The organism is Micromonospora sp. NPDC048868 (assembly GCF_043198195.1).
In the GTDB taxonomy this organism is placed as follows: domain Bacteria; phylum Actinomycetota; class Actinomycetes; order Mycobacteriales; family Micromonosporaceae; genus Micromonospora; species Micromonospora reichwaldensis.
Window position 1 is genome coordinate 151,848 of record NZ_JBICUN010000002.1, and the last position, 23,368, is coordinate 175,215.

A 23,368-nucleotide genomic window follows, 5' to 3' on the forward strand; every position below is an offset into this window, starting at 1 on the left:
CACCGGCGCGCCCGCCGCCCGGGGGAGGGTAATGCAAAACCGGGGCGCCGGCTCACCCCCCCGCCGGGCGCGGGGGCGGGGGCCCCCGCCCCCCCGGGCGGGGGCGGGGGGGGGCCGCCCCCGGCCGGTCGCGGCTCAGTGCGCGGCGCAGCCGGTCGTCGGCGCGGGCGCCGCGGCCGGCGCGCCGATCGTGGGCAGCCCGAGCAGCACCCCCGGCGTACGCGGAGCGCGCCCCGCCTCGGCCGCGTCGCCGGCCCGGGTGCGCCGGTGCGACAGCGGCTCGCCGTCGGCGTTGAGGTGGTGCGGTGCGGCGTAGGTGATGGTGGTGTGCACGATGTCGCCGGGCCGGATCCGCCCGGCGTACGAGCCCGCGTCGAAGTGGACCAGGCGGCCGTCACGGGCGCGGCCGGACATCCGACCCGTGCGCTCGTCCTTGCGCCCCTCGCCGACGGCGACCAGCACCTCGACGGTCTCCCCCACCAGCTTCTTGTTCTCCGCCCAGGTGATCTCCTCCACGCAGGCGATCAGCCGCTCGTAGCGCTCCTGCACGACCTGCTTGGGCAGCTGACCGTCCATGGTGGCGGCCGGCGTGCCGGGGCGCTTGGAGTACTGGAAGGTGAACGCCGAGGAGAACCGGGCCTCGCGCACCACGTCGAGGGTGCGCTCGAAGTCGGCGTCGGTCTCGCCGGGGAAGCCGACGATGATGTCGGTGGTGATCGCCGCGTCCGGCATCGCCGCCCGGACCTTCTCGATGATGCCCAGGTAGCGGTCGGCCCGGTAGGAGCGGCGCATCGCGCGCAGCACGTCGTCGGAGCCGGACTGGAGCGGCATGTGCAGCGAGTGGCAGACGTTGGGCGTCTCGGCCATCGCGGCGATCACGTCGTCGGTGAAGTCCTTCGGGTGCGGGCTGGTGAACCGCACCCGCTCCAGCCCCTCGATGTCGCCGCAGGCGCGCAGCAGCTTGCCGAAGGCCAGCCGGTCGCCGAACTCCACGCCGTAGGAGTTGACGTTCTGCCCGAGCAGGGTCACCTCCAGCACGCCCTCGTCGACCAGGGCGCGGACCTCGGAGAGGATGTCGCCGGGGCGGCGGTCCTTCTCCTTGCCCCGCAGAGAGGGCACGATGCAGAACGTGCAGGTGTTGTTGCAGCCGACGGAGATCGACACCCAGCCCGCGTACGTGGACTCGCGCCGGGTGGGCAGCGTCGAGGGGAAGACGTCGAGGGACTCGAGGATCTCCACCTCGGCCGCCGTGTTGTGCCGGGCCCGCTCCAGCAGCACCGGCAGCGACCCGATGTTGTGCGTGCCGAACACCACGTCGACCCAGGGCGCCTTGCGGACGATCTCGCCCCGGTCCTTCTGGGCCAGGCAGCCACCCACGGCGATCTGCATCCCCGGGTGCCTGGCCTTGACGGGGCGCAGGTGACCGAGGTTGCCGTAGAGCCGGTTGTCGGCGTTCTCCCGGACGGCGCAGGTGTTGAACACCACCACGTCCGGGTCGTCGTCGGCTTCGGCGGCACGCACGTAGCCCGCCTGCTCCAGCAGGCCGGAGATGCGCTCGGAGTCGTGCACGTTCATCTGGCAGCCGTAGGTGCGCACCTGATAGGTGCGCGGGCTGCTCGCCGCTGCGGTAGTCATGACCCGGACAGCGTATCCGGGCCCACCGACCGGAATTAACGAGGAGGAGCCGTGTGCCGGAGCATCAAGACCCTTCGTGAGCCGTACGTCGCCGAGGTGACCCCGGGCGACGTCGACGCGGCGGCGTTGCAGTACGTCCGAAAGATCTCGGGTTTCCGCAAACCCGCCGCCCACAACGCCGTGGCCTTCGACGCGGCGGTCGCCGCCGTCGCCGCGGCCACCGCGACCCTGCTCGCCGAGCTGGAGGTACGCGGCGGCCGCTCCACCAGCCCGGCGAGCTGATCCCGCCGCCGGGCCGGGACGGGGGCCTCGCCCCCGCCGGCCCGGCTCCCGGACTCCCTCTGTCGGCCGGCTCCCGGGCTGCCTCCGTCGGCCGGCTTTCCGGGCTCCCTCCGCCGTGCCCGGCACGGGGGCCGGCGGCGGGTGCGCGGGTCAGGCGGCGGCGAGCGCCGGGAGCACCGAGTCCGGCGCCCAGCGCGAGCGGTGGCACTGCGACCAGCCGCGACAGCGGGGGTCGGCGTCGGTGCACAGCCGCTGGTCGGCGAGCACCTCGCCGTCGTCGGTCTCCCGGACGTCGAAGTGCACCGGCCGGATCGTGCCGTCGGGCGCGACGAGCAGGTGCCGCCCGGCGTCCAGCGTGTCGTCGCGCAGCAGGCAGTTGCGGTCCAGCAGCCGCGCCAACGTGGCGATGCTGCCGTGCTCGGAGAGCCCTTCGGGCACCCCGTAGCAGTCCACGATCGTGGCGAACTCCCCCGGCGCCTGCCAGACGTCGCAGATCACCGCGTACGTCGGCAGGCGGGCGGGGTCCGCCGCCGCCAGGGGCATCACCACCCGGCCGAGCGCCTCAGCCAGTGCCGGGTAGACCTCCACCGGCCGCACCTGCTCGATTCTCCAGTTCCACAGCTCGGTCATGCCGCCTCCTCGCTGTGCTCGTCCCACCGGCCTCCGGATCGGGCCTTACTGACGATGGTGGGGTGCATATGACCTCAGCCGGGGGCAAGTTACCGGTCTGTGACCATTCCGGGCAAAATTTCCCCGAGCGCCGTTGCTCCGAGTAGCGGAAAGATGACAGTTTATCGGGTACGGTGGCCCGATCCGGACGCCACACGCCGGGCGGCCCGGCCGCCGCGTCGGCGGCCAGCGACTCCGCCCTCAGCGCACGACGACGCGGTGCTCCCCGGGCGGCAGCAGCTCGCCGATCACGGTGGCGCCCGGCAGTTCGCCGGCGACCAGCAGGCCGCCCGAGGTCTGCGCGTCGGCCAGCAGCAGCCGCTCCTCCTCGCTGACACCGCCGAAGTCCGTCCACGGGGTTACCCAGTCCAGGTTGCGCCGGCTGCCGCCGCTGACGTGCCCGTCGCGTACCGCCTCGCGGGCGCCGGCCAGGTAGGGCACCCGGGACGCGTCGATCGCCACCGTCAGGCGGCTCGCCCGGGCCAGCTTGGACGCGTGCCCGAGCAGACCGAAGCCGGTCACGTCGGTGCCGCAGCGGACGCCGGCCGCCACCGCGGCCCGCGCCGCGTCGCGGTTGAGGGTGGTCATCGCGGCGACCGCCTCGGGGAAGCTCTCGCCGGTGGCCTTGTGCCGGGTGTTGAGCACCCCGACGCCGAGCGGCTTGGTCAGCGACAGCGGCAGCCCCGCCCGGCCGGCGTCCAGCGTGATCAGCTCCTCCGGCCGGACCACGCCGGTGACGGCCAGCCCGTACTTGGGGCCCTCGTCGTCGACGCTGTGCCCGCCGGCGAGGTGGCAGCCGGCGTCGCGGGCCACGTCCTGCCCGCCGCGCAGCACCTCCCGGGCCAGCTCCAGCGGCAGCACGTCGCGCGGCCAGCAGAGCAGGTTGAGCGCGACGAGGGGGGTGCCGCCCATGGCGTACACGTCGGAGAGGGCGTTCGTCGCGGCGATGCGCCCCCAGTCGTACGCGTCGTCGACCACCGGGGTGAAGAAGTCGGCAGTGGTGACCAGGCCGGTGCGCTCGTCGAGCCGGACCACCGCGGCGTCGTCGCCGTGATCGAGCCCGACGAGCAGCTCGGCGGTGCCGGTGGCCGGGCCGAGCCCGGCGACCATGGTCTCCAGCTCCCCCGGGGGGATCTTGCACGCGCAGCCGCCGCCCCGGGCGTACCGGGTGAGCCGTACCGGTTCGGTCATCCCCACATGATCGCCGAACCGCTCCACGCGATGGCAACCGGCGGACCCCGATCGCGGTCAAAATCGGACTCTTGACCCCGTTCTGAACTGGTGTTATCGCTCCGTGACCAACTGAGTTGCGTCCCGCCACATCCCCCCGCCTACAGTTGCCCAACCGGGGGTCACCCGACCCCGCGCGACGACAGGGACGGTGAACGACGTGACGACGGGCGAACCGCTCATCGTGCTGGACTCGGTCAACAAGTGGTTCGGGCCGCTGCACGTGCTGGACGACGTCTCGCTGTCGGTCGGGCGCGGCGAGGTGGTCGTGGTGATCGGCCCGTCGGGCTCCGGCAAGTCGACGCTGTGCCGCACCATCAACCGCCTCGAACCGATCAACTCCGGCACGATCACCTTCGACGGGCAGCCGCTGCCGGCCGAGGGCAAGGCGCTGGCGAAGCTGCGCAGCGAGGTCGGCATGGTGTTCCAGTCGTTCAACCTCTTCGCGCACAAGACGATCCTCGAGAACGTCACCCTGGGGCCGGTCAAGGTCCGCAAGGAGAAGCCGGCGGCGGCGCGCGAGCGCGGCCTGGCCCTGCTGGACCGGGTGGGCATCGCCAACCAGGCCGACAAGTTCCCGGCCCAGCTCTCCGGCGGCCAGCAGCAGCGGGTGGCGATCGCCCGGGCGCTGGCCATGCAGCCCAAGGCGATGCTCTTCGACGAGCCGACCAGCGCGCTGGACCCGGAGATGGTCGGCGAGGTGCTGGACGTGATGACGTCGCTGGCCAGCGAGGGCATGACCATGGTCGTGGTGACCCACGAGATGGGCTTCGCCCGGCACGCGGCGAACCGCGTCATCTTCATGGCCGACGGCCAGCTGGTCGAGGACGCGCCGCCGGCCGAGTTCTTCGCCAACCCGCGCAGCGAGCGCGCCAAGGACTTCCTGTCCAAGATCCTCACGCACTAGGCGTCCGTACCTGGAGCGCGCCGTCCCCTGGCGGGTTCCGTCGAAGAAGGAGAAGTGTATGCGTATCACGCGCGTAGCGGCGCTCGCGGCGGCCGCCACCCTGGCGCTCGGTATGACCGCCTGCGGTGGCGACGACGCCGACGAGGGCACCGGCGCCGGCAGCAAGTCCTTCGCCGCCGGCAGCACGATGGAGCGCCTCAACAAGGCCCAGGCCATCAAGATCGGCACGAAGTTCGATCAGCCCGGCTTCGGCCAGAAGGGCCTGTCCGGCAAGCCGGAGGGCTTCGACGTCGAGGTCGCGAAGATCATTGTCAAGGAGCTGGGCATCCCCGAGGACAAGATCGAGTGGGTCGAGGCCCCCTCGAAGGTCCGCGAGGACGTGATCGTGAACGGCACGGTCGACCTGGTCGCCGCCACGTACACGATCAACGACAAGCGCAAGGAGCGCATCGCGTTCGCCGGGCCGTACTACGAGGCCGGCCAGAACATCATGGTGAAGAAGGACGAGGCCGCCATCACCGGGCCGGACTCGTTCAAGGACGGCACCAAGAAGGTCTGCTCGGTCACCGGCTCCACGCCGGCCGAGGAGATCAAGAAGCACGTCAAGGACGTCGCCACCCAGCTGGTGCTCTTCGACACCTACGACAAGTGCCGCGACGCCCTCAAGGGCGGCCAGGTCGACGCCGTCACCACGGACAACGTGATCCTGCTCGGCTACATCGCCAAGGACGAGGCATCGTTCAAGCTGGCTGGCGAGAACTTCACCAAGGAGCCGTACGGCCTCGGGGTGAAGAAGGAGGACACCGACTTCCGCAACTTCGTCAACGACACGCTGGAGAAGGCGTTCGCCGACGGCAGCTGGAAGAAGGCCTGGGACGACACCGCCGGCAAGTTCGGCGCCGAGCTCGGCAGCGCGCCGACCGTCAACCGCTACTGAGCTGATCCGTTGATCTGGAGGGTGGGGAGGAAGACCGGCCCGTGAGTGTGCTCATCGACAAGTTCGACGTCTTCGCGGGTGGTTTCTGGCTCACCCTCCAGATCTGCGTACTCGCCGCGATCGGCGCCCTGATCCTGGGCGCCGTCCTGGCGGTGCTGCGGATCTCCCCGGTGCCGCCGCTGCGGGCGGTCGGCACCGGCTACGTGAACGTGTTCCGCAACATGCCGCTGACCGTGGTGATGTTCTTCGCCGCGTTCGGCCTGCCGGCGCTCGGCTCCAACGCCGACTTCCTGCGCATCCCCGGCCTGGAAGCGGTGTTCAGCCGCCTCGACACCGATCTGCCGTACTTCCGCTTCGCGCTGATCGCCCTGGTGCTCTACACCGCGGCGTTCGTCTGCGAGGCGCTGCGCTCCGGCGTGAACGCCGTACCCGCCGGCCAGGCGGAGGCCGCCCGGTCGCTGGGCCTGACCTTCGGCCAGAACCTGCGGTACGTGGTGCTGCCGCAGTCCTGGAAGGCCTCGGTGGTGCCGCTCGGGTCGGTGATCATCGCGATGATCAAGAACTCGGCGCTCGTCGGCTTCTTCGGCGTGGTCGGCGACCTCTCGCAGACCGCCGACCAGCTCACCTCGGCCGAGGGCTACGCCTTCGTCCCCGTCGCCATCGGCATCTCGATCGGATATCTGATCATGACCGTCCCCCTCGGCGCGCTCCTCGACCGGATCGAGAAGCGGCAGGCGGTGGCCCGATGAGCCAGCAGAGCGTCCTCTACGACGTCCCCGGCCCCCGGCAGCGCCGGCTCACGCTGATCGGCAGCGTGGTGGCGACGGTGCTGCTGCTCGCCGCCGCGTACCTCCTGGTCTACCGTCCGCTGGACGACAAGGGCCAGTTCTCGATGGAGCTCTGGGGGCCGCTGATCGACCCCTCCAACGAGAACTTCTCGCTGGTGTGGGACCGGATCGGCCTCGGCTTCAAGAACACGCTGACCGCCGCCGCCCTCGCGATCGTCTCCTCGCTTGTGGTCGGCACCCTGCTCGCGGTACTGCGGATCCAGCTCAAGAGCCTGACCCAGCGCCGCTTCACCGGGCTCGCGACGCCGCTGGCGTACCTGCTGCGTGGGCTGAGCACGCTGCTGTCGGCGGTCACCCGCGTCTGCGTCGAGGTGTTCCGGGGCCTGCCCGTGGTCATCACGATCTTCTTCGTGGCCCGCGGCTTCCCCGAGTTCGGCGTCTCGTTCGACACGCTGTGGTACCTGGTCATCGGCCTGACCATCTACAACTCGGTGGTGATCGCCGAGATCCTCCGCTCCGGCATGGAGGGCCTGCCCGGCGGGCAGGCCGAGGCGGCTGCCGCGATCGGGCTCTCCCCGGCGCAGACCACCCGGATGATCCTGCTGCCGCAGGCGTTCCGGATCATGCTGCCGGCGCTGATCAGCCAGCTCGTCGTCGTGCTCAAGGACACCTCGCTGGGCTTCATCATCAGCTACGAGGAGACCCTGAACATCGGCAAGCAGATCATCGGCGTACTGGACAACCCGATCCAGGTCTACGTGGTGATCGCGGTCATGTTCATCGTGGTGAACTACGCGCTGTCGAAGCTGGCCCAGTACGTGCAGCACCGGCTCTCCCGGGGCCGCAAGACCGCCGGCACCCCGGCCCAGAAGCCGCCCCCGGCCGCGCTCACCGCGCAGGCGGAGGGCACCGGCGGCGCCTGACCGCGACGCACGACGAAGGGCCGGCCCGATGATCGGGCCGGCCCTTCGTGTTGACGCCGTCAGCGGGCGATCTCGGTGACCCGGGACTCGCGGACCACGGTGACCCGGATCTGACCGGGGTAGGTCAGCTCCTCCTCGATCTGCTTCGCCACGTCCCGGGCCAGCACGGCGGCGCCGATGTCGTCGACGTCGTCCGGCTTGACCATCACCCGGATCTCCCGGCCGGCCTGCATGGCGAAGACCTTCTCCACGCCGAGCTTGCCGGCCGCGATCTCCTCGATCCGCTCCAGCCGCTTGACGTACGCCTCCAGGCTCTCCCGCCGGGCCCCCGGCCGGCCGCCCGAGCAGGCGTCGGACGCCTGGGTGAGGACGGCCTCGATGGTCTGCGGCGGCACCTCGTTGTGGTGCGCCTCGATGGCGTGCACGACGTCCTCGTTCTCGCCGTACTTGCGGGCGAGGTCGGCGCCGATGATGGCGTGGCTGCCCTCCACCTCGTGCGTGAGCGCCTTGCCGATGTCGTGCAGGAACGCCGAACGCTTGATGATCGGCACGTCCAGCCGCAGCTCGGCGGCCATGATGCCGGCGATGTGCGCGGTCTCCACCAGGTGCTTGAGCACGTTCTGCCCGTACGACGTCCGGTAGCGCAGCCGGCCGAGCAGGGTGACCAGCTCCGGGTGGATCTCGGTGATGCCGACCTCGACCAGGGCGTCCTCGGCGGCCCGCTGGCAGAGCTCCTCCACCTCGTGCCGGGCGAGGTCGTAGACCTCCTCGATGCGGTGCGGGTGGATCCGCCCGTCCAGGACCAGCTTCTCCAGGGTCAGCCGCCCCACCTCCCGGCGCACCGGGTCGAAGCAGGAGAGCAGCACCGCCTCGGGGGTGTCGTCGATGATCAGGTTCACGCCGGTGACCGACTCGAAGGCGCGGATGTTGCGGCCCTCCCGGCCGATGATCCGCCCCTTCATCTCGTCGCCCGGCAGGTGCAGGACGCTGACCACGCTCTCCGCGGTCTGCTCGCTGGCGACCCGCTGGATGGCGTCGACGACGATGTGCCGGGCGCGCTGCTCGGCGGTGCCGCGGGCGTCGGACTCGATGTCGCGGACCAGCAGCGCGGCCTCCCGCTTGGCCTGGACCTCGATCGCCTCGATCAGCTCCGCCCGGGCCGCGTCGGCGGTGAGGCCGGCGACCCGCTCCAGCTCGCGGCGCCGCTGCTCCTCCGCCTCGGCCAGCTCGGCCTCGCGCTGGGCGAGGGCGGCCTCGCGGGCCGACAGGGCCGCGCTGGCTGCGGTGAGCTGCCGTTCCCGCTCGGCGAGGCGCTCCACCTCCTCGGTGTGCAGCCGCTCGCGCTCGTCCATCCGGGTCGCCCGCCGGTCCACCTCGGCGGCCTGCTCCCGGGTGGTGGCGGCGAGCACCGCGACCTCCCGCTCGCCGCTGCGCCGGGCGGTGGCCCGCAGCTGCTCCGCGTCGGCCTCGGCCTGCTTGTGGGCCCGCTCCAGGACGGTGTCGGCCTCCGCCCGGGCATCGTCGAGCACCCGGCGGGCCTCCGCCCGGGCCGCCTTCGCCTCGGCCTTCGCGGCGGCCGCCTCGGTGCGGGCCGCCGCGGCGGCGGACTTCGCCACGTCGATCGTGCTGTTGGCCTCGTCGGCGGCGGTACGCAGGGCCGCGAGGGACTGCTCCTGCCGGTCCTTCTCGGCGATGAAGGCGGGGTCCTCTGGCGCCGGTGCCGCACCGAACCGGCGCAGCGCCCGTACGCCGAGCAGCACCGCCCCGAGCACGACGACGGTCAGGACCAGCACCACGGCGAGGATCACGATGTCGAACCCGCTCATGCCGGCGCTCCGCTCCGCCCGATGGCCACAGGGCCCGGCCCGACCGGCCCGCTCATGTCGGGACCCCGGTGGAACTGCGCCGCCTCGCCATGGCCGCCTCCCCTGAACGTCGGGACCGCAGCGACCGTGCCGATGGGCACGCACCCTGCGGCTGTGGACGCCCGACCGGAGCGACTGGCCGTGGGGTAGCTTCCGTCGGCGGTGCCCACGCGGGAGCATCGCCGACGGCCGGGTGCAGTTGTCGCGCCAGTGTCGGACCGGCCAGTCCGAAGCTGCCGCCAATGGCCGATCGGATCGACCAAAGTGATGCTGTTCCGTTACGCGATCTATGTTGTGCGCTTAGCCTGCGCTTGGTCGGGCAATGTGAGCCTGTATGGCGAGGCTAGGTCTCCCGGGGGGCTCCGGTCAAGAACTCATGATCAAACCCCCCGAACGGAGAGAAGTTGCCGCGTCACGCAACGCTGATGCGCGCCCGGACACCGGCGGACAAAACGGCTGCGGACCGGGTCGCGCGGCGCGTCGGCCCTGCTCAGCAGGGCGGCCCGTACGCAGCCGCCGACGCGCCACCCGGCGGCCGTACGCGTACCCGCCGGTGCACGGCCGACCGGCTGTGACGCAGCCCTCCACGCCGCGACGCTCGCCGGAGCCCACGAGGGCACCACTCCCCCGGTCGGGTGGGTCAGCGGGCGCCCGCCGCCAGTGCCGCCGCCACGAGTGCGGCGTTGTCGGGCGCGGGCGAGCCGTCGGGCAGCGACAGCGTGTCCTCCAGCCCGACGCGGCTGTGCAGGCCCCGGCGCACCGCCTCGGTCAGCACCGGCCAGGTCGCCGGCCCCTCGGCATGCAGCAGGACCGGCGGGCTCCCGGCCGCAGGGAACGGCAGCGCGGCCAGCATCGCGGCGGCGTCCGTAAGCGCCACCGCCCGGTCCTCGGCCATGCACTCGATCAGGATCCGCCCGGCCGGCACCCGCCACCGCGCGTACGCCCCGACCGCGTCGACCGTCCAGAGCCCCGCCTCGACCATGACGCCGCGCTCGTGCAGCGCCGTCGCCACCGCCTCCGCGCCCGGCTCGTGAGCGTTGACCGAGGCGAAGTCGGGCAGCACGGTCCAGGCCCGGACCGCGGCCACCCGGGCGGCCGGCTGCGCCTCGATCCAGGCCCCGGTGCTCACCCCCACCGGCAGCCCCGGCCGAGTGGCCCGGATCGCGTCCAGCGCGGCGGCGACCACCAGTGGGTGCAGGGACTCGCGGCCGGCGGCGTCCCGGGGATGTACGTGCACCGCCCCTGCGCCGAGCCCCGCGCAGCGGGCCGCGTCGGCCGCCAACTCGGCCGGGGTGACCGGCACCGCCGGATGCTCGGCACGCCCTCGGGCCCCGTTGAGGCACGCCTTCAACACGAAGTCTCCCCCCGCCCACCGCCGGGCCCGCGGCCCTGCCGACACACGCCTCCAACACGGGCCCGCCGCCGGGCTCAGCGCTCCGTCGCGACGCGCCCCCTGCACGGGGTCCCACCGCCGGGCCGGCGGCCCTGCCGCCACGCCTCCGACACGGGCCCCACCGCCGGGCTCAGCGGCCCGTCGCGACGCGCCTTCAGCAGCGGCCTTTCCGGCCCGGTGCTCCACTCACCCGGGGGAGCGGTTGTCCCGCTCCAGCTCGCCCTCGGCGTCGGCGAGCGCGTCGGCGTCGATCTGCTCGGCGAACTCGGCCGCCTCGGCGCTCTGCGCGGCGAGGGCGTCCTTCACCGCCCGGATCGCCACGCCCGGCGGGTAGCCCTTGCGGGCCAGCATGGCCACCAGCCGCCGGAAGACCGCGTCCGGCTCGCCCCGGGCGGTGCGCAGCTTCCGCTCGACCAGGGCGCGGGCGGTCTCGGCCTCGGTCTCCTCGTCCAGCTCCCCGAGGGCCTCGCTCGCGACCTCGCCGTCCACCCCGCGCTGGCGCAGCTCGTTGGCGAGTGCCCGGCGGGCCAGGCCCCGGCCGGAGTGCCGGCTGGCCACCCAGGCCCGGGCGAACGCGGCGTCGTCGATGATGCCGACCTCGTCGTAGCGGTCGAGCACCTCCGCCGAGACCTCGTCGGAGACGCCCCGCTTCGCCAGCGCCCCGGCCAGCTCGGCCCGGGTGCGGGGCCGGACGGACAGCTGGCGCAGGCAGATCTCCCGCGCCAGCTCGGCCTCGTCGCGCCGCGGGGCCGGGGGCGCCTCGGGGTCGGTGTCGTCGGTACGGCCGCGCCGGGCCCGACGGGGCCGGGGCGCGCTGTCGTCACCCGCGCGGGCGGGGCTGGCATCCCAGCCCCGCCCGGTGCGGGCGCGTCGTCCTGCCACTGGTCAGGGACCGGTCAGAAGTCGACCGGCGGCAGCTCCGGGCCACCGGCGGCGTCACCCGCGCCGACCCCGACGCCGAGCTTCTCCAGGATCTTCTTCTCGATCTCGGCGGCGACGTCCGGGTTCTCCCGGAGGAACTCGCGGGCCTTCTCCTTGCCCTGGCCCAGCTGGTCGCCGTCGTAGGTGTACCAGGCGCCGGACTTGCGGATGATCGCCTGCTCCACGCCGACGTCGATCAGCGAGCCCTCGCGGGAGATGCCCTTGCCGTACATGATGTCGAACTCGGCCTGCTTGAACGGCGCGGCGACCTTGTTCTTCACGACCTTGACCCGGGTGCGGTTGCCGACCACGTCGGTGCCGTCCTTGAGGCTCTCGATGCGGCGCACGTCGAGCCGGACAGAGGCGTAGAACTTCAGCGCCCGACCACCCGTGGTGGTCTCGGGGCTGCCGAACATCACGCCGATCTTCTCGCGGAGCTGGTTGATGAAGATCGCCGTGGTGCCGGTGTTGTTGAGCACACCGGTGATCTTCCGCAGCGCCTGGCTCATCAGCCGGGCCTGCAGACCCACGTGGCTGTCGCCCATCTCGCCCTCGATCTCGGCGCGCGGCACCAGCGCGGCCACCGAGTCGATGACGATGATGTCGATCGCGCCGGAGCGGACCAGCATGTCCGTGATCTCCAGCGCCTGCTCGCCGGTGTCCGGCTGGGAGACCAGCAGGGCGTCGGTGTCGACGCCGAGGGCCTTGGCGTATTCCGGGTCGAGCGCGTGCTCGGCGTCGACGAAGGCGGCGATGCCGCCGGCCCGCTGGGCGTTGGCCACCGCGTGCAGGGCCACCGTGGTCTTACCGCTGGACTCCGGACCGTAGATCTCGACGACCCGGCCCCGGGGCAGACCGCCCACGCCGAGCGCCACGTCGAGCGCGATCGAACCCGTCGGAATCACCGACGTCTGGACGACCGGCCGCTCTCCCAGCCGCATCACCGAACCCTTGCCGAACTGCTTGTCGATCTGAGCGAGAGCAAGGTCGAGTGCCTTCTCCCGGTCGGGCCCTGCGGCCATGTTTGCCACCCCTGCCTTCGCCGGCGTCTTTCCTGAGCTTCGCGTCACGCGGACACGCTAGGCGCTGGGTCCGACAGAAAACCAGCCGACCGGCCGTGAGCTGTGGACGAGCACCCCGCTGTGGACAATAGCCGAACAGGTGTACGAGGCGACAAGCGACACGCGGAAGCCACGAAACGGCTGCTCAGCGTAGCCGCGCGGGCACCCGGTCGGGATAGGCGGCGCAGACCGCCCGCCACACCACGTGGGTCTGCTCACCCGACGCCAGGGCCTGCTCGATGGTCCGCCCACCGAGCTGCGAGAGCACCTGGTCGCGGGCGATGCTGCCCGCGTAGCCGGGCCCGAAGGCCTCCTCCAGCCGGGACCAGAAGTCGGTCAGCCGCACGTGATCAGTCCTCCTCGTCCGGTGCCCCCACCGGCACCGGCCGCAACGCTAGCGTCACCAGGGGCACCACCGCGACCGCCGCGAGCCCGGTGAGCACCGGGTAACCGGCCGCCTCCACGACAAACCCGCTGACCGCCCCGGCACCGGCGCCGGCCAGGCCCATGGTCAGGTCGGAGAGCCCCTGCACGCTCGGCCGGATCCCCACCGGCACGGACTCCGACAGCAGCGTCGAGCCCGCGACCATGGTCCCCGACCAGCCCAGGCCGAGCAGGAACAACCCGACCGAGAGCCAGGCCGTGTGGTGCCCGGCCGTGCCGGCGACCGCGCACGCCGTGAGCAGCAGCCCAACGCCGCCGAGGATCACCGCCCGGCGACCGACCCGGTCGGTGAGCCAGCCCGCCACCGGGGCGAGCGCGTACATGCCGGCGATGTGCAGGCTCAGCACGAGACCGACCACCCGCAGCACGTCGGCGTCGTCGTGCCACTCGTGCAGGCGCACCGGGGTCATCACCATCACCGCGACCATGACCAGGTGGCCGACCGCCACCGCGACGATGCCGAGCCGGGCGGCCGGCCGCGCGCGTACCACCGCCCAGGCGGCCCGCATGCCCGCACCGCGCCGGGCGGTCGGCGCCGGCGCGACGACGGGGGTCGCCGGGGTGCCGGCCGCCGCCAGCCGGCGCGCCGTGAGCAGCGGGTCCGGCCGCAGCAGCGCCAGGATCGCCCCGGCGGCCAGCACGAGCGCGACGGCGCTGAACGCGAACGGACCGGCCAGCGTCGGCAGCCCCCAGCCGCTGGTGGTGCGGTCGGCGAGCGAGGCGAAGTTCGGCGCGGCGACCGCGCCGATGGTGGTGGCCCAGACGATCAGCGAGAGCTGGCGGCCCCGGCGCGCCGGCTCGGCCAGGTCCACCGCCGTGTAGCGGGCCTGGAGGTTGGCCGCGCTGCCGCCGCCGAACAGGAGCATGCCGAGGAAGAGCAGCGGGACCCAGCGGGTCACCGCGGCGAGGACCACCAGGGCGCCGCCGGCCGCGCCGGTGAGGTACGCGACGACCAGGCCGGGCCGCCGGCCACGCACGGTCATGATCCGGGTGACCGGCACGGCGAGCAACGCCCCGCCCACCACGGCGGAACTGCTGACCAGGCCCGCGACGGCGGTACCGGCGATGTCGGAGGCGAGCAGCGCCCCGACGGCGACGCCGATGGTCACCCCGATCCCGCCGACGATCTGGGTGACGAAGAGCAGCCGCAGGGTACGCCGCTGGATGGGCGCGACGTCGGCGGCGACGAGCGGCGCGGCGAGGTCGGTGGCCATGGCGGCTCCTTCGAGGTAAGGGGCGAGGTGCCATCTCATCCTTGCGCACCCGCCCCGCCACCTGGCAACCCGTTGACGCTACAACCCGAGGCCCCGGCCGATGATCTCCTTCATGATCTCGGTGGTGCCGCCGTAGATCGTCTGCACCCGCCCGTCCAGCCACGCCTTCGCCACCGGGTACTCCAGCATGTAGCCGTAGCCGCCGTGCAGCTGCACGCAACGGTCGGCGACCCTGTTCTGCAGCTCGGTGGTCCACCACTTCGCCTTGGCCGCGTCGGTGACCGAGAGCCGGCCGGCGCCGTACTCCGCGACGCAGTGGTTGACGAAGGTACGGGCGATGGTGACCTCGGTGTCCAGCTCGGCCAGCAGGAAGCGGTTGTGCTGGAACGCGCCGATCGGCCGGCCGAACGCCTGCCGGGAGCGGGCGTAGTCGAGGGTGACGGCGAGCAGTCGCTCGGCGGCGGCCACCGCGACGACCGCGATGCTGAGCCGCTCCCGGGGCAGGTTGGCCATCAGGTGGTAGAAGCCGTGGTTCTCGGTGCCGATCAGGTTCTCCGCCGGCACCCGGCAGTCGTCGAAGAACAGCTCGGCGGTGTCGTTGGCCTTGAGCCCGACCTTGGCCAGCCGCCGGCCCCGGGAGAAGCCGGGGGTGCCGCTCTCCACCGCGATCAGGCTCACCCCGTGCGCGCCCTGCTCCGGCGCGGTACGCACGACCACGACCACCAGGTCGGCCATCTCCCCGTTGGTGATGAAGGTCTTCTGGCCGTTGAGCACCCAGCCGTCGCCGTCGCGGACCGCGCTCGTGCGGATCCCGGCCAGGTCGGAGCCGGCGCCGGGCTCGCTCATCGCGATCGCGGTGACCAGGTCGCCGGAGCAGAACCCGGGCAGCCAGCGCTTGCGCTGCTCGTCGGTGGTCAGCTCGGTCAGGTACGGCGCCACCACGTCGTTGTGCAGGCCGAAGCCGAGCCCCGTGCAGCCGCTGGCGACGATCTCCTCGTCCAGTACGGCGTTGAACCGGAAGTCCCGCTGCCCGCCGCCGCCGTACTCCGCGTCGACGTCCATGCCCAGCAGGCCGGCCGCCCCGGCCCGGCGCCACACCTCGCGGTCGACGATGCCGTCGGCCTCCCAGCGCTCGTGGTGGGGCACCGCCTCGCGGGTCAGGAACTCGCGGCACAGCTCGCGGAACTCCTCGTGGTCGCGCTCGTAGAGATGCTGCTCCATGGCGGCAAGTGTGGCACCGCCCACCCGTCCGCCGATCGGTGCCACAGGCGAATCTTGGACAGTTGCCGTTCGCGGCGAACGGCAACTGTCCAAGATCGACGTGGAGGCTCTCGGGCGGCGGAGGGCTGGCGGGCCCCGGCCGGTCAGCTCGACAGGGCGCGGGCGGCCACGGTGAGGTCGGCGACCAGCCCCTCGTACGCCTTGTCCTGGTCGTCCGCGCGCAGCACGGCGGACGGGTGGATGGTGGCCAGCAGCCGGGCCGGCGGGGCGTCCGCGACGCCGCCCGCGGAGTCCACCGGCACCCGCCGGAAGTCCTCCGGGTGCTGGGCCGACTCCGGCCAGGGCAGCAGCTCGCCGCGCTGGCGGGTGACCCGGAACGTCGGGCCGAGCAGGGCCTTGGCGGCGGTGGCGCCGAGCACCACCACGATCTCGGGGCGGAGCTGGGCGAACTCGGCCACCAGCCAGGGTCGGCAGGCGGTGACGTGCACCCGGTCCGGGGTCTGGTGGATGCGTCGCCTGCCGCGCAGCTCGAAGCGGAAGTGCTTCACCGCGTTGGTGAGGTAGATGTGGCCGGGGTCGAGCCGGGCGTCGTCGACCGCCCTGCGCAGCAGCCGGCCGGCGGGGCCGACGAACGGCAGGCCCTTCTGGTCCTCCAGGTCGCCGGGCTGCTCGCCGACGAAGACCACCCGGGCACTGGCGTCGCCGCGGCCGAAGACCGTCTGCGACGCGTCCCGGTGGAGCTCGCAGCCCCGGCAACCGGCGGCGGCGGCGCGCAGGTCGTCGAGGGTGTCGGCGCGCGGCGGGATGAACTTCTGCGCGCCCGGCGCGGTCTCGGTCTGCTCGGCCATGGCGACTGTTCTACCCGGTGCGGGAGGGAACACGCGCGGGGACCCGCCGGGCGGGACACGCCGGTGTGCACAAAGTGGACGGTGTGGGCGGAGTGCCGACGCGGCGTCGCCCGCCCCGGGCCGTCCGGGGTCGCGGCAGGCTCCCCGCTCACGCCGTGAAGCCGGGGGTGGGGGTGGGCCGGACGGCCCGGGCCACGGCCTCGGCCAGGTCCGGGATCTCCGCCTCGTCGAGCGAGCTGACGGTGATGCGCAGCGCCGGCGGGCCGGCGATGCGGTGCAGCGCGCCGGGCGCGACCGCCCAGCCGGCGTCGCGCAGCGCGGTCAGCACGCTGGTCTCGTCGTCGACCGGCAGCCAGACGTTGATGCCGCTGCGGCCGTGGGCGACCAGGCCGTGGCCGGCGAGCGCGTCGATCAGCCCCGTGCGCCGCCGCTCGTAGCTGCCGGCGGCCCGGTCCACCAGCCCGGCCACGGCGGGGTCCCGCCAGAGCGCCAGGACGAGCCGTTGCAGCACGGTGGAGACCCAGCCGGCGCCGACCCGGGCCCGGCCGGCCACCCGGGCCACCGTGGTCTCGTCGCCGACCAGCACGGCCAGCCGCAGGTCGGGCCCGAACGGCTTGCTCACCGAGCGGACGAAGGCCCACGCCGGGGTCGCCCCGGCGAGCGGGTGCAGCGGTACGCGGGCCAGCTCGGCGGCGTGGTCGTCCTCGATCAGCAGCAGGTCGGACCGGCCGGCGAGCAGGGCGCGCAGCTCCCCGGCCCGCTCGGCGGAGACCGCCGCGCCGGTGGGGTTCTGGGCCCGGCTCGTCACGATCAGCGCCCGCGCGCCGGCGGCGAGCGCGGCGCCGACCCCGGCGACCAGCGGACCGTCGTCGTCGACCGGCACGCCGATCGGCCGCAGCCCGAGCGCGGCGACCAGGTCGAGCAGGTTGGCCCAGCCCGGGTCCTCGACCGCGACCGCGTCGCCGGGGCGCAGGTGCGCGCCGAGCAGCCGCTCGATGCCGTCCAGCGCGCCGCCGGTGACGGTCAGCTCGGTCGCCGGTACGCCGTCGGCGGCCAGCCGTTCGCGGGCCGCCTCGGCCAGTTCGGGCAGCACCCCGGCCGCGGGGTAGCCGACCGGTTCGCCCGCGGCGGCGGCGAGGCCGGCGAGGTGCGCCCCGAGGGGCGGCAGCAGCCGCACGTCCGGCTCGCCCCGGGAGAGGTCGCGCAGGCCGGGGGCGGTCGGCGGGCGCAGCGCGGAGCGGCGGGACGCCACCGGCGGCCGGGGCCGGACCCGGGTGCCGTGCCGGCCGGCGGTGACCACCAGGCCGCGCTGGCGCAGCTCCTGGTAGGCCCGGGCCGCCGTGGCCGGGCTCACCGCGAGCCGGGCGGCGAGCTCCCGCACCGGGGGCAGGACGTCGCCCGGGGCGAGGGCGGCGGAGCGGATGCCCGATTCGATGCTGGCCGAAATCTCGGCGGCCGTCGTACCGGCGACCTGATAGCGTGCTGACACAAATCAGGGATTGTACTAGAACAAAGGTCGAGCCATGTACGCACCCACCGACCGGACCACCGCCAGCCGCTCCCGGGAACGGATGAGCTACGACGAGGCCGCCGCGCACGCGATCCTCGACGAGGCGTACGACTGCGCGCTCGGGTTCACCGTCGACGGCGAGCCCCGGGTGCTGCCCACCCTGCACGTCCGCGTCGGCGACACCCTCTACCTGCACGGCTCCACCGGCAGCCGGCCACTGCTCGCCGCCCGGGGCGACGGGCTGCCGGTCTGCGTCGCCGTCACCCTGCTCGACGGCCTCGTCTACGGCCGCTCGCAGTTCCACCACAGCGCCAACTACCGCTCAGTGGTCGCCCACGGCACCGCCCGCCTGGTCACCGACCAGCGGGAGAAGCTGCGGATGCTGACCGCCCTGGTGGAGAAGGCCGCCGCGGGACGCAGCGCCGACAGCCGACCGCCCTCGCGCCGGGAGCTGGCCGAGACGGCCGTGCTGGCCCTGCCGTTACGGGAGGTGTCGGTGCGCGCCCGCACCGGCGGCGTACGCGACGAGGAGACCGACCTCGCCCTGCCGCACTGGGCCGGCGTGGTGCCGCTGCGGCTGACCGCCGGGCTGCCCGAGCCCGACGCCGGGATGACCGTGCCGGTGCCGGCGTACCTGCGGGAGCGGACCTCGCCGTGGCTCGACCCGGCGGTGCTGCGCGGGGAGCACGTGCTGCTGGAACCGCTCGACCTCGCGCACGCCGACGAACTGCACGCCGCGACCGCCGACCCGGAGGTCTGGCGGCACCTGGGCAGCCCGCAGCCGGCCGACGCCGCCGGCACCGCCGAGGGCATCGCCACCGCGCTGGCCGCCCACCGGCGGGGCGAGCGGGTGCCCTGGGCGCAGCGCTGCGCGGTGACCGGCGCGGTGGTCGGCACCACCTCCTTCTACGAGGTGGACCCGGAGCGCCGGGCCGTGGCGATCGGCTACACCTACCTGGGCCGGCCCTGGTGGCGCACCGCGATCAACACCGAGGCGAAGCTGCTGCTGCTCACCCGCGCCTTCGAGGAGCTGGGCGCGGAGCGGGTGGTCTGGCACACCGACATCCGCAACGAGCGCTCGCAGCGGGCCATCGAGCGCCTCGGCGCGTCCCGCGAGGGGGTGCTGCGCCGGCACCGGCTCCGCCCGGACGGCTCCTGGCGGGACACCGTGCAGTATTCGATGATCGTCGACGAGTGGCCGAACGCACAGGTCACGCTCCGGGAAAGGCTTCGCCGGACGGCACCCGTGGCCCCATGATGGCGGGCGTGCTGGGCATCACCGACATCTGGACGTACGTGCTGGGCACCGTGGCGATCGTTCTGCTGCCCGGGCCCAACTCCCTCTTCGTGCTCTCCACCGCCGCGCAGCGGGGCGTGGCGACCGGCTACCGGGCGGCCGGCGGGGTCTTCGTCGGAGACGGGATACTCATGTTCCTCTCCGCCGCCGGCGTGGCGTCGCTGGTCCAGGCGTACCCGCCGCTCTTCCTCGTGATCAAGTACGCCGGCGCCGCGTACCTCGGCTATGTGGCGTTGACGATGCTGCGCGGCGCGTGGCGGCGCTGGCGGACGCGCAACGACCCGGCCACCCCGCGGCTCATCGACGCCGCGGAGCCGGCGGCGCTGCGCAGCCCCTTCCGCAAGGCGCTGGTGATCAGCCTGCTCAACCCGAAGGCGATCCTCTTCTTCGTCTCGTTCTTCATCCAGTTCGTGGACCCGGGCTACGCCTGGCCGGCGCTGTCGTTCCTGCTGCTCGGGCTGATCGCCCAGGTCACCAGCGCGCTCTACCTGACCGCGCTGATCTTCACGGGCACGTTCCTGGCGGCCCAGTTCCGTCGGCGCCACCGCCTGGCCGTCGGCGCCACCACGGGCGTCGCCGCGCTCTTCCTCGGCTTCAGCCTCAAGCTGGCCACCGCCACCGCCTGACCCGGGCGGGTCAGGTGCCGTCGCCGCCGCCGGAGCCCCCGACGCCGGCTCCGCCGGCCGTGCCGCCCAGCCCGAAGCCGGGGTGGATCGGCTCGTCCGGCGGGCGGCTGACGTGCGCCGACCCGGAGAGGGTCGCCGACCAGTCGGCGTGCGCGGCGGCCGCGGCGTGCCGGTTGATCGCCGTACGCAGCCAGGCGTCCACGGTCGCGATCCAGTCCCGCTGGTCGGCGCCCACGTGCCAGACCCGGAACCGGCTGATGCTCTGGTGGGTGATCCCGGCCAGGGCCAGCCGCCGGTCCAGCCAGAGGATCACCTCCAGGCCGGCCGGCTCGGCGATGAAGATCAGCTCCAGCTCGGTGATCGGCCCGGCGTAGAGCGGCGCCACCCAGTAGCCCAGCCGCTGGTGCAGCGGCAGGGTCTGCGCCACCCCCGGCAGCCGCCCGTCGACCAGGCCGGCCTGGCGCATGCTGAAGCCGAGCGTGTCGAGGGCCGCCAGGACGTGCGACTGGGTGGGCAGCGGATGCACGAAGACCGGCACCATCGCGCCCTGGTCGAGGCGGGGCTCGACCGCCACCTCCGTACGCAGCCCCATCCGCAGGCTGAGCAGGGGCACCCCGCCGACCACGGTCACCGGGGTCTCCCACGGCAGCGGGAACTCGAACGGGATCGACCGGCCCCGCCCGGCCCGCAGCACGAAGGCGTCGGCCACCGTCGCCTGGTGGAACTGCACCAGGCGGCGGGGCGCCTCCGGGTCGTCCGGCTCTGCCGTGGTGACCAGGCCGAGCCGGACGTGCAGGACGGGTACGTCGGTGGAGCCGGCGACGACGGTGACCCGCCCCGGCAGCCGCAGCCCGGGACGGGTGCTCGCGTTGGCCAGGGCGGTCCGCACCGACAGGCCGGTCCAGCCGGACTCCGGCGACACGCCCGTCAACCGCACGGCACTCCCCCGTCCACGACTGGGCCGGTCCGGCCACCCACGGCCGCCGACCCCGCGCGTGGGGTCACCCCTGTCGTCGCCGCCCCGGCGGGTGGGGCCACCCCCATCCTCGCGGACCCGGCGGGTGGGGCCACCCCCATCGTCGCGGACCCGGCGGGTGGCCGCCCCCACTTCGACGAAGAGCGGCCACCCCTCCGGTTTCATCTCATGCGTCGACCGCGCGGCACCGGGTCGGTCTCGTCGTCGAACTCGCCGATGACCTCCTCCAGCAGGTCCTCCAGCGCGACGAACCCGACCGGCCGGGTCGGCCCGCCACCGTTTCGCACCAGCGCGAGCTGGGACTGCCGGGCGCGCATCTCCGCCACGGCGTCGCTGACCGACGCCGAGGCCGGCAGGGTGAGGGCGTTGGTCATCAGGTCGCCGGCGGTGACCGCGCGCCCCGTGGTGGTGGCCCGCACCGCCTCCCGGACGTGGACCAGGCCGCAGACGTCGCCGTTGGCGTCCAGCACGGCCAGCCGCGACCGGCCGCTGTCCCGGCTGACCTGCTCGATCCGGTCGGCGCCCTCGTCCCGGCGCACCGTCACCATCTGGTCGAACGGCTCCATCACCTGGGCCACCGTGGTGCCCTGCAACTCCAGCATGCTGGTCAGCATCTGGTGCTGCTCCGCGCCCAGCAGCCCGTGCTCGCGCGACTGCTCCAGCAGCATGCGCAGCTCGTCCGGGCCGTGCACCTGGGCGAGCTGGTCCTGCGGGTTGACCTTGACCAGCCGCAGCATCGCGTTGGCCAGGGCGTTCATCACCGACAGCAACGGGCGGGCGACCCGCGCGAAGGCCCGGAACGGCAGCGCCAGCAGCACCGCCGAGCGCTCCGGGTGGGTGATCGCCCAGGACTTCGGCGCCATCTCCCCGACCACCAGGTGCAGGAAGGTGACGAGACTCAGCGCGAAGATCAGCGCGATCACGTGGCTCGCGGCGGTCGGCAGCCCGACCGCGTGCAGCAGCGGGCTCAGCAGGTGCTCGATCGCCGGCTCGGCGAGCGCGCCGAGCCCCAGGGTGCAGAGCGTGATGCCGAGCTGCGCACCGGCGAGCATCAGGGACAGCTCGCGTACGCCGTCGAGCGCGGCCCGGGCGGCCCGGCCGCCTCCGGCGGCCGCGTGCTCCAGCCGGTAACGCTTGCTGGCCACCAGGGCGAACTCGGCGGCCACGAAGAAGCCGTTCAACGCCAGCAGGATCACCGACGTGAAGAGTGCGATGCCGGGGCTCATGCGGACACCTCCCCGGGCTCGGCGATCCGCAGTCGGACCGAGTCGGCCACGTGCCTGTCGACGGCCAGCACCTCGACCAGGGCGCGCGGCTCCTCCGCGCTGTCCTCGCCGTCGGCCGGCAGGCTGATCTCCAGCCGGTCACCGACCTCGGGGACCCGTCCCAGCTCCCGCATGACCAGGCCGGAGAGCGTGTCGTACTCCGGTGCCTCAGGCAGCGAGATGCCGGTGCTGTCGGCCACCTCGTCGATGCGCCAGCGGGCCGGCACCACCCAGGAGCCGTCCTCCTGGCGGGCCGGGGCGCGCTCCGGCGGGTCGTCCTCGTCCCGGATCGGGCCGACGAGTTCCTCGGCGATGTCCTCCAGCGTGATCACGCCGGCGAAGCCGCCGTACTCGTCGACCACGCAGGCGAGCTGCCGGTGGCCGGAGCGCAGCCGGTCCAGCACCGTCGGCAGCGGCAGGGTCTCCGGCACCAGGAGCGGGGGGCCGGCGACCGCGCTGACCGGGGTGCTCGCGCGCCGCTCCGGGGGTACGCCGAGCACGTCGGCGATGCCGACGACGCCGACGAGGTCGTCGACGCCCTCGGTGCCGCGTACGGGGAAGCGGGACTTGCCGGTGTCGAGCAGCTCGACCACCCGGCTGAGCGGCTCGTGCGCGCGTACGGTGTGCACGTCGACGCGGGGCACCATGACCTCGCCCGCGGTCAGCCCCCGGAAGTCGAGCCCCCGGTCGAGCAGCGTGGACATCTCGTCGGTGAGGTGCCCCTCCTGGCGGGACTCGGCGATGATCTGTTCCAGGTCCTGCGGGGTGGCGCCGCTGGGCAGCTCCTCGATCGGCTCGATGCCGACGCTGCGCAGCAGCCGGACCGCGGCCCGGTCGAAGAGCTTGATCAGCGGACCGGCGACCTTGAGGTAGATCAGGGTGGAGCTGCTCAGGGCCTTCGCGAGGGGCTCGGGCCGGGCGATGGCGAGGTTCTTCGGGGCCAGCTCGCCGAGGACCATCTGCACCACGGTGGCGATGACCAGGGCCAGGACGACGGAGAGCGGCAGCGTGACGGCCGTGGAGACGCCGGCGAGCCCGAGCAGCTCGGCCAGCCCGGCACCGAGGAACGGCTCGGCGACGTAACCGACCAGCAGGGCGGTGACGGTGATGCCGAGCTGCGCGCCGGAGAGCATGAACGACAGCCTCGCGGTCACCTCGAGCGCCCGGGCGGCGGCCTTGTCGCCGTCGTCGGCCAGCTGCTTGAGCCGGCCCCGGTCCACGGCGACGTAGCCGAACTCCTGGGCCACGAAGTAACCCGTGGCGACGGTGAGAACGGTGATGAGTAGAAGACCAACGACGATCAACACGGGTCGCTCAGGGCTCCCGGGGTCGTCGGGGTCGGGATACGCCGGGCAC

22 protein-coding genes are annotated in these 23,368 nt (G+C 73.5%); 7 read left to right on the plus strand and 15 right to left on the minus strand.

Annotated features, from left to right (window positions below; genetic code table 11):
- Nucleotides 1–135 precede the first annotated feature (135 nt).
- Nucleotides 136–1,635 carry a tRNA (N6-isopentenyl adenosine(37)-C2)-methylthiotransferase MiaB gene (gene miaB, locus ACGFNF_RS03590; protein WP_393165507.1) on the minus strand — a complete coding sequence of 500 codons (1,500 nt, stop codon included), beginning with the start codon at nucleotides 1,633–1,635 and terminating at the stop codon, nucleotides 136–138.
- A 51-nt stretch (nucleotides 1,636–1,686) separates the two neighbouring features.
- Between miaB and ACGFNF_RS03595 the strand changes: the two genes are divergently transcribed.
- Nucleotides 1,687–1,917 carry a DUF2277 family protein gene (locus ACGFNF_RS03595; protein WP_393165509.1) on the plus strand — a complete coding sequence of 77 codons (231 nt, stop codon included), beginning with the start codon at nucleotides 1,687–1,689 and terminating at the stop codon, nucleotides 1,915–1,917.
- A 150-nt stretch (nucleotides 1,918–2,067) separates the two neighbouring features.
- Here the strand turns inward: ACGFNF_RS03595 and ACGFNF_RS03600 are convergent, their stop codons facing one another.
- Entirely contained in the window at nucleotides 2,068–2,547 is a 480-nt protein-coding gene (locus ACGFNF_RS03600; RefSeq protein ID WP_132232940.1) for a hypothetical protein, read from the minus strand.
- Nucleotides 2,548–2,787: 240 nt separating this feature from the next.
- Nucleotides 2,788–3,783 (minus strand): selenide, water dikinase SelD, encoded by a 996-nt coding sequence (gene selD / locus ACGFNF_RS03605; protein ID WP_393165853.1) that lies wholly within the window; start codon nucleotides 3,781–3,783, stop codon nucleotides 2,788–2,790.
- Between the two features lie 184 nt (nucleotides 3,784–3,967).
- Here selD and ACGFNF_RS03610 point away from each other — a divergent pair, with 184 nt between their 5' ends.
- Genes ACGFNF_RS03610 through ACGFNF_RS03625 form a run of 4 tightly spaced genes read left to right on the plus strand, consistent with a single transcriptional unit; the run spans nucleotide 3,968 to nucleotide 7,371 of the window.
- Nucleotides 3,968–4,723 carry an amino acid ABC transporter ATP-binding protein gene (locus tag ACGFNF_RS03610; RefSeq protein WP_089001428.1) on the plus strand — a complete coding sequence of 252 codons (756 nt, stop codon included), beginning with the start codon at nucleotides 3,968–3,970 and terminating at the stop codon, nucleotides 4,721–4,723.
- Between the two features lie 58 nt (nucleotides 4,724–4,781).
- On the plus strand, nucleotides 4,782–5,660 hold the full coding sequence (locus ACGFNF_RS03615; RefSeq protein ID WP_357577341.1) for a glutamate ABC transporter substrate-binding protein: 879 nt from the start codon (nucleotides 4,782–4,784) through the stop codon (nucleotides 5,658–5,660).
- A 41-nt stretch (nucleotides 5,661–5,701) separates the two neighbouring features.
- Nucleotides 5,702–6,409: an amino acid ABC transporter permease gene (locus ACGFNF_RS03620; RefSeq protein WP_357577342.1), complete on the plus strand. Its 708-nt coding sequence runs from the start codon at nucleotides 5,702–5,704 to the stop codon at nucleotides 6,407–6,409.
- Nucleotides 6,406–7,371 carry an amino acid ABC transporter permease gene (locus ACGFNF_RS03625; RefSeq protein ID WP_393165512.1) on the plus strand — a complete coding sequence of 322 codons (966 nt, stop codon included), beginning with the start codon at nucleotides 6,406–6,408 and terminating at the stop codon, nucleotides 7,369–7,371. Before ACGFNF_RS03620 ends, ACGFNF_RS03625 begins: the two co-directional genes overlap by 4 nt.
- 59 nt (nucleotides 7,372–7,430) lie before the next feature.
- Here the strand turns inward: ACGFNF_RS03625 and rny are convergent, their stop codons facing one another.
- The 9 genes from rny to ACGFNF_RS03670 all read right to left on the minus strand — a co-directional run bounded on the left by rny (nucleotide 7,431) and on the right by ACGFNF_RS03670 (nucleotide 17,827).
- Entirely contained in the window at nucleotides 7,431–9,197 is a 1,767-nt protein-coding gene (rny, locus tag ACGFNF_RS03630) for a ribonuclease Y (protein ID WP_393165514.1), read from the minus strand.
- 679 nt (nucleotides 9,198–9,876) lie between these two features.
- A complete protein-coding gene (locus ACGFNF_RS03635; protein ID WP_393165516.1) occupies nucleotides 9,877–10,635 on the minus strand; it encodes a 3-keto-5-aminohexanoate cleavage protein in 759 nt (252 codons plus the stop codon).
- Nucleotides 10,636–10,815: 180 nt separating this feature from the next.
- Entirely contained in the window at nucleotides 10,816–11,511 is a 696-nt protein-coding gene (locus tag ACGFNF_RS03640; RefSeq protein ID WP_393165518.1) for a regulatory protein RecX, read from the minus strand.
- A gap of 14 nt (nucleotides 11,512–11,525) precedes the next feature.
- Nucleotides 11,526–12,572, minus strand: coding sequence for a recombinase RecA (recA, locus tag ACGFNF_RS03645; protein ID WP_089001435.1), 1,047 nt, complete (start codon nucleotides 12,570–12,572; stop codon nucleotides 11,526–11,528).
- Between the two features lie 184 nt (nucleotides 12,573–12,756).
- Nucleotides 12,757–12,957, minus strand: coding sequence for a DUF3046 domain-containing protein (locus ACGFNF_RS03650; protein WP_121395993.1), 201 nt, complete (start codon nucleotides 12,955–12,957; stop codon nucleotides 12,757–12,759).
- A gap of 4 nt (nucleotides 12,958–12,961) precedes the next feature.
- Nucleotides 12,962–14,269 carry an MFS transporter gene (locus tag ACGFNF_RS03655; RefSeq protein ID WP_357577347.1) on the minus strand — a complete coding sequence of 436 codons (1,308 nt, stop codon included), beginning with the start codon at nucleotides 14,267–14,269 and terminating at the stop codon, nucleotides 12,962–12,964.
- A gap of 78 nt (nucleotides 14,270–14,347) precedes the next feature.
- Nucleotides 14,348–15,490: an acyl-CoA dehydrogenase family protein gene (locus ACGFNF_RS03660; RefSeq protein ID WP_132232922.1), complete on the minus strand. Its 1,143-nt coding sequence runs from the start codon at nucleotides 15,488–15,490 to the stop codon at nucleotides 14,348–14,350.
- A 143-nt stretch (nucleotides 15,491–15,633) separates the two neighbouring features.
- A complete protein-coding gene (locus ACGFNF_RS03665; protein WP_357577349.1) occupies nucleotides 15,634–16,338 on the minus strand; it encodes a UdgX family uracil-DNA binding protein in 705 nt (234 codons plus the stop codon).
- Nucleotides 16,339–16,486: 148 nt separating this feature from the next.
- A complete protein-coding gene (locus tag ACGFNF_RS03670) occupies nucleotides 16,487–17,827 on the minus strand; it encodes an aminotransferase class I/II-fold pyridoxal phosphate-dependent enzyme (protein WP_393165520.1) in 1,341 nt (446 codons plus the stop codon).
- Between the two features lie 34 nt (nucleotides 17,828–17,861).
- Here ACGFNF_RS03670 and ACGFNF_RS03675 point away from each other — a divergent pair, with 34 nt between their 5' ends.
- The gene (locus ACGFNF_RS03675) at nucleotides 17,862–19,106 is read left to right on the plus strand and encodes a bifunctional pyridoxamine 5'-phosphate oxidase family protein/GNAT family N-acetyltransferase (RefSeq protein ID WP_393165521.1); all 1,245 of its coding nucleotides are present in this window, start codon (nucleotides 17,862–17,864) and stop codon (nucleotides 19,104–19,106) included.
- Nucleotides 19,103–19,771 carry a leucine efflux protein LeuE gene (gene leuE, locus ACGFNF_RS03680; protein WP_393165523.1) on the plus strand — a complete coding sequence of 223 codons (669 nt, stop codon included), beginning with the start codon at nucleotides 19,103–19,105 and terminating at the stop codon, nucleotides 19,769–19,771. Before ACGFNF_RS03675 ends, leuE begins: the two co-directional genes overlap by 4 nt.
- 10 nt (nucleotides 19,772–19,781) lie before the next feature.
- On the opposite strand, the gene ACGFNF_RS03685 is transcribed toward leuE, so the two are convergent.
- From ACGFNF_RS03685 to ACGFNF_RS03695, 3 genes are all read right to left on the minus strand, one after another.
- The gene (locus ACGFNF_RS03685) at nucleotides 19,782–20,708 is read right to left on the minus strand and encodes a sporulation protein (RefSeq protein WP_393165525.1); all 927 of its coding nucleotides are present in this window, start codon (nucleotides 20,706–20,708) and stop codon (nucleotides 19,782–19,784) included.
- A 200-nt stretch (nucleotides 20,709–20,908) separates the two neighbouring features.
- Nucleotides 20,909–21,973 (minus strand): hemolysin family protein, encoded by a 1,065-nt coding sequence (locus tag ACGFNF_RS03690; protein WP_151453934.1) that lies wholly within the window; start codon nucleotides 21,971–21,973, stop codon nucleotides 20,909–20,911.
- Nucleotides 21,970–23,319, minus strand: coding sequence for a hemolysin family protein (locus ACGFNF_RS03695; RefSeq protein ID WP_393165527.1), 1,350 nt, complete (start codon nucleotides 23,317–23,319; stop codon nucleotides 21,970–21,972). Before ACGFNF_RS03695 ends, ACGFNF_RS03690 begins: the two co-directional genes overlap by 4 nt.
- Nucleotides 23,320–23,368: the final 49 nt, after the last annotated feature.

What these genes read in the sequence shown, in the direction of transcription:
- miaB (WP_393165507.1), bottom strand. Translation starts at nt 1,635, where the DNA reads ATGACTACCGCAGCGGCGAGCAGCCCGCGCACCTATCAGGTGCGCACC.
- ACGFNF_RS03600 (WP_132232940.1), bottom strand. Translation starts at nt 2,547, where the DNA reads ATGACCGAGCTGTGGAACTGGAGAATCGAGCAGGTGCGGCCGGTGGAG.
- ACGFNF_RS03615 (WP_357577341.1), top strand. Translation starts at nt 4,782, where the DNA reads ATGCGTATCACGCGCGTAGCGGCGCTCGCGGCGGCCGCCACCCTGGCG.
- ACGFNF_RS03625 (WP_393165512.1), top strand. Translation starts at nt 6,406, where the DNA reads ATGAGCCAGCAGAGCGTCCTCTACGACGTCCCCGGCCCCCGGCAGCGC.
- rny (WP_393165514.1), bottom strand. Translation starts at nt 9,197, where the DNA reads ATGAGCGGGTTCGACATCGTGATCCTCGCCGTGGTGCTGGTCCTGACC.
- recA (WP_089001435.1), bottom strand. Translation starts at nt 12,572, where the DNA reads ATGGCCGCAGGGCCCGACCGGGAGAAGGCACTCGACCTTGCTCTCGCT.
- ACGFNF_RS03655 (WP_357577347.1), bottom strand. Translation starts at nt 14,269, where the DNA reads ATGGCCACCGACCTCGCCGCGCCGCTCGTCGCCGCCGACGTCGCGCCC.
- ACGFNF_RS03660 (WP_132232922.1), bottom strand. Translation starts at nt 15,490, where the DNA reads ATGGAGCAGCATCTCTACGAGCGCGACCACGAGGAGTTCCGCGAGCTG.
- ACGFNF_RS03665 (WP_357577349.1), bottom strand. Translation starts at nt 16,338, where the DNA reads ATGGCCGAGCAGACCGAGACCGCGCCGGGCGCGCAGAAGTTCATCCCG.
- ACGFNF_RS03675 (WP_393165521.1), top strand. Translation starts at nt 17,862, where the DNA reads ATGTACGCACCCACCGACCGGACCACCGCCAGCCGCTCCCGGGAACGG.
- leuE (WP_393165523.1), top strand. Translation starts at nt 19,103, where the DNA reads ATGATGGCGGGCGTGCTGGGCATCACCGACATCTGGACGTACGTGCTG.
- ACGFNF_RS03690 (WP_151453934.1), bottom strand. Translation starts at nt 21,973, where the DNA reads ATGAGCCCCGGCATCGCACTCTTCACGTCGGTGATCCTGCTGGCGTTG.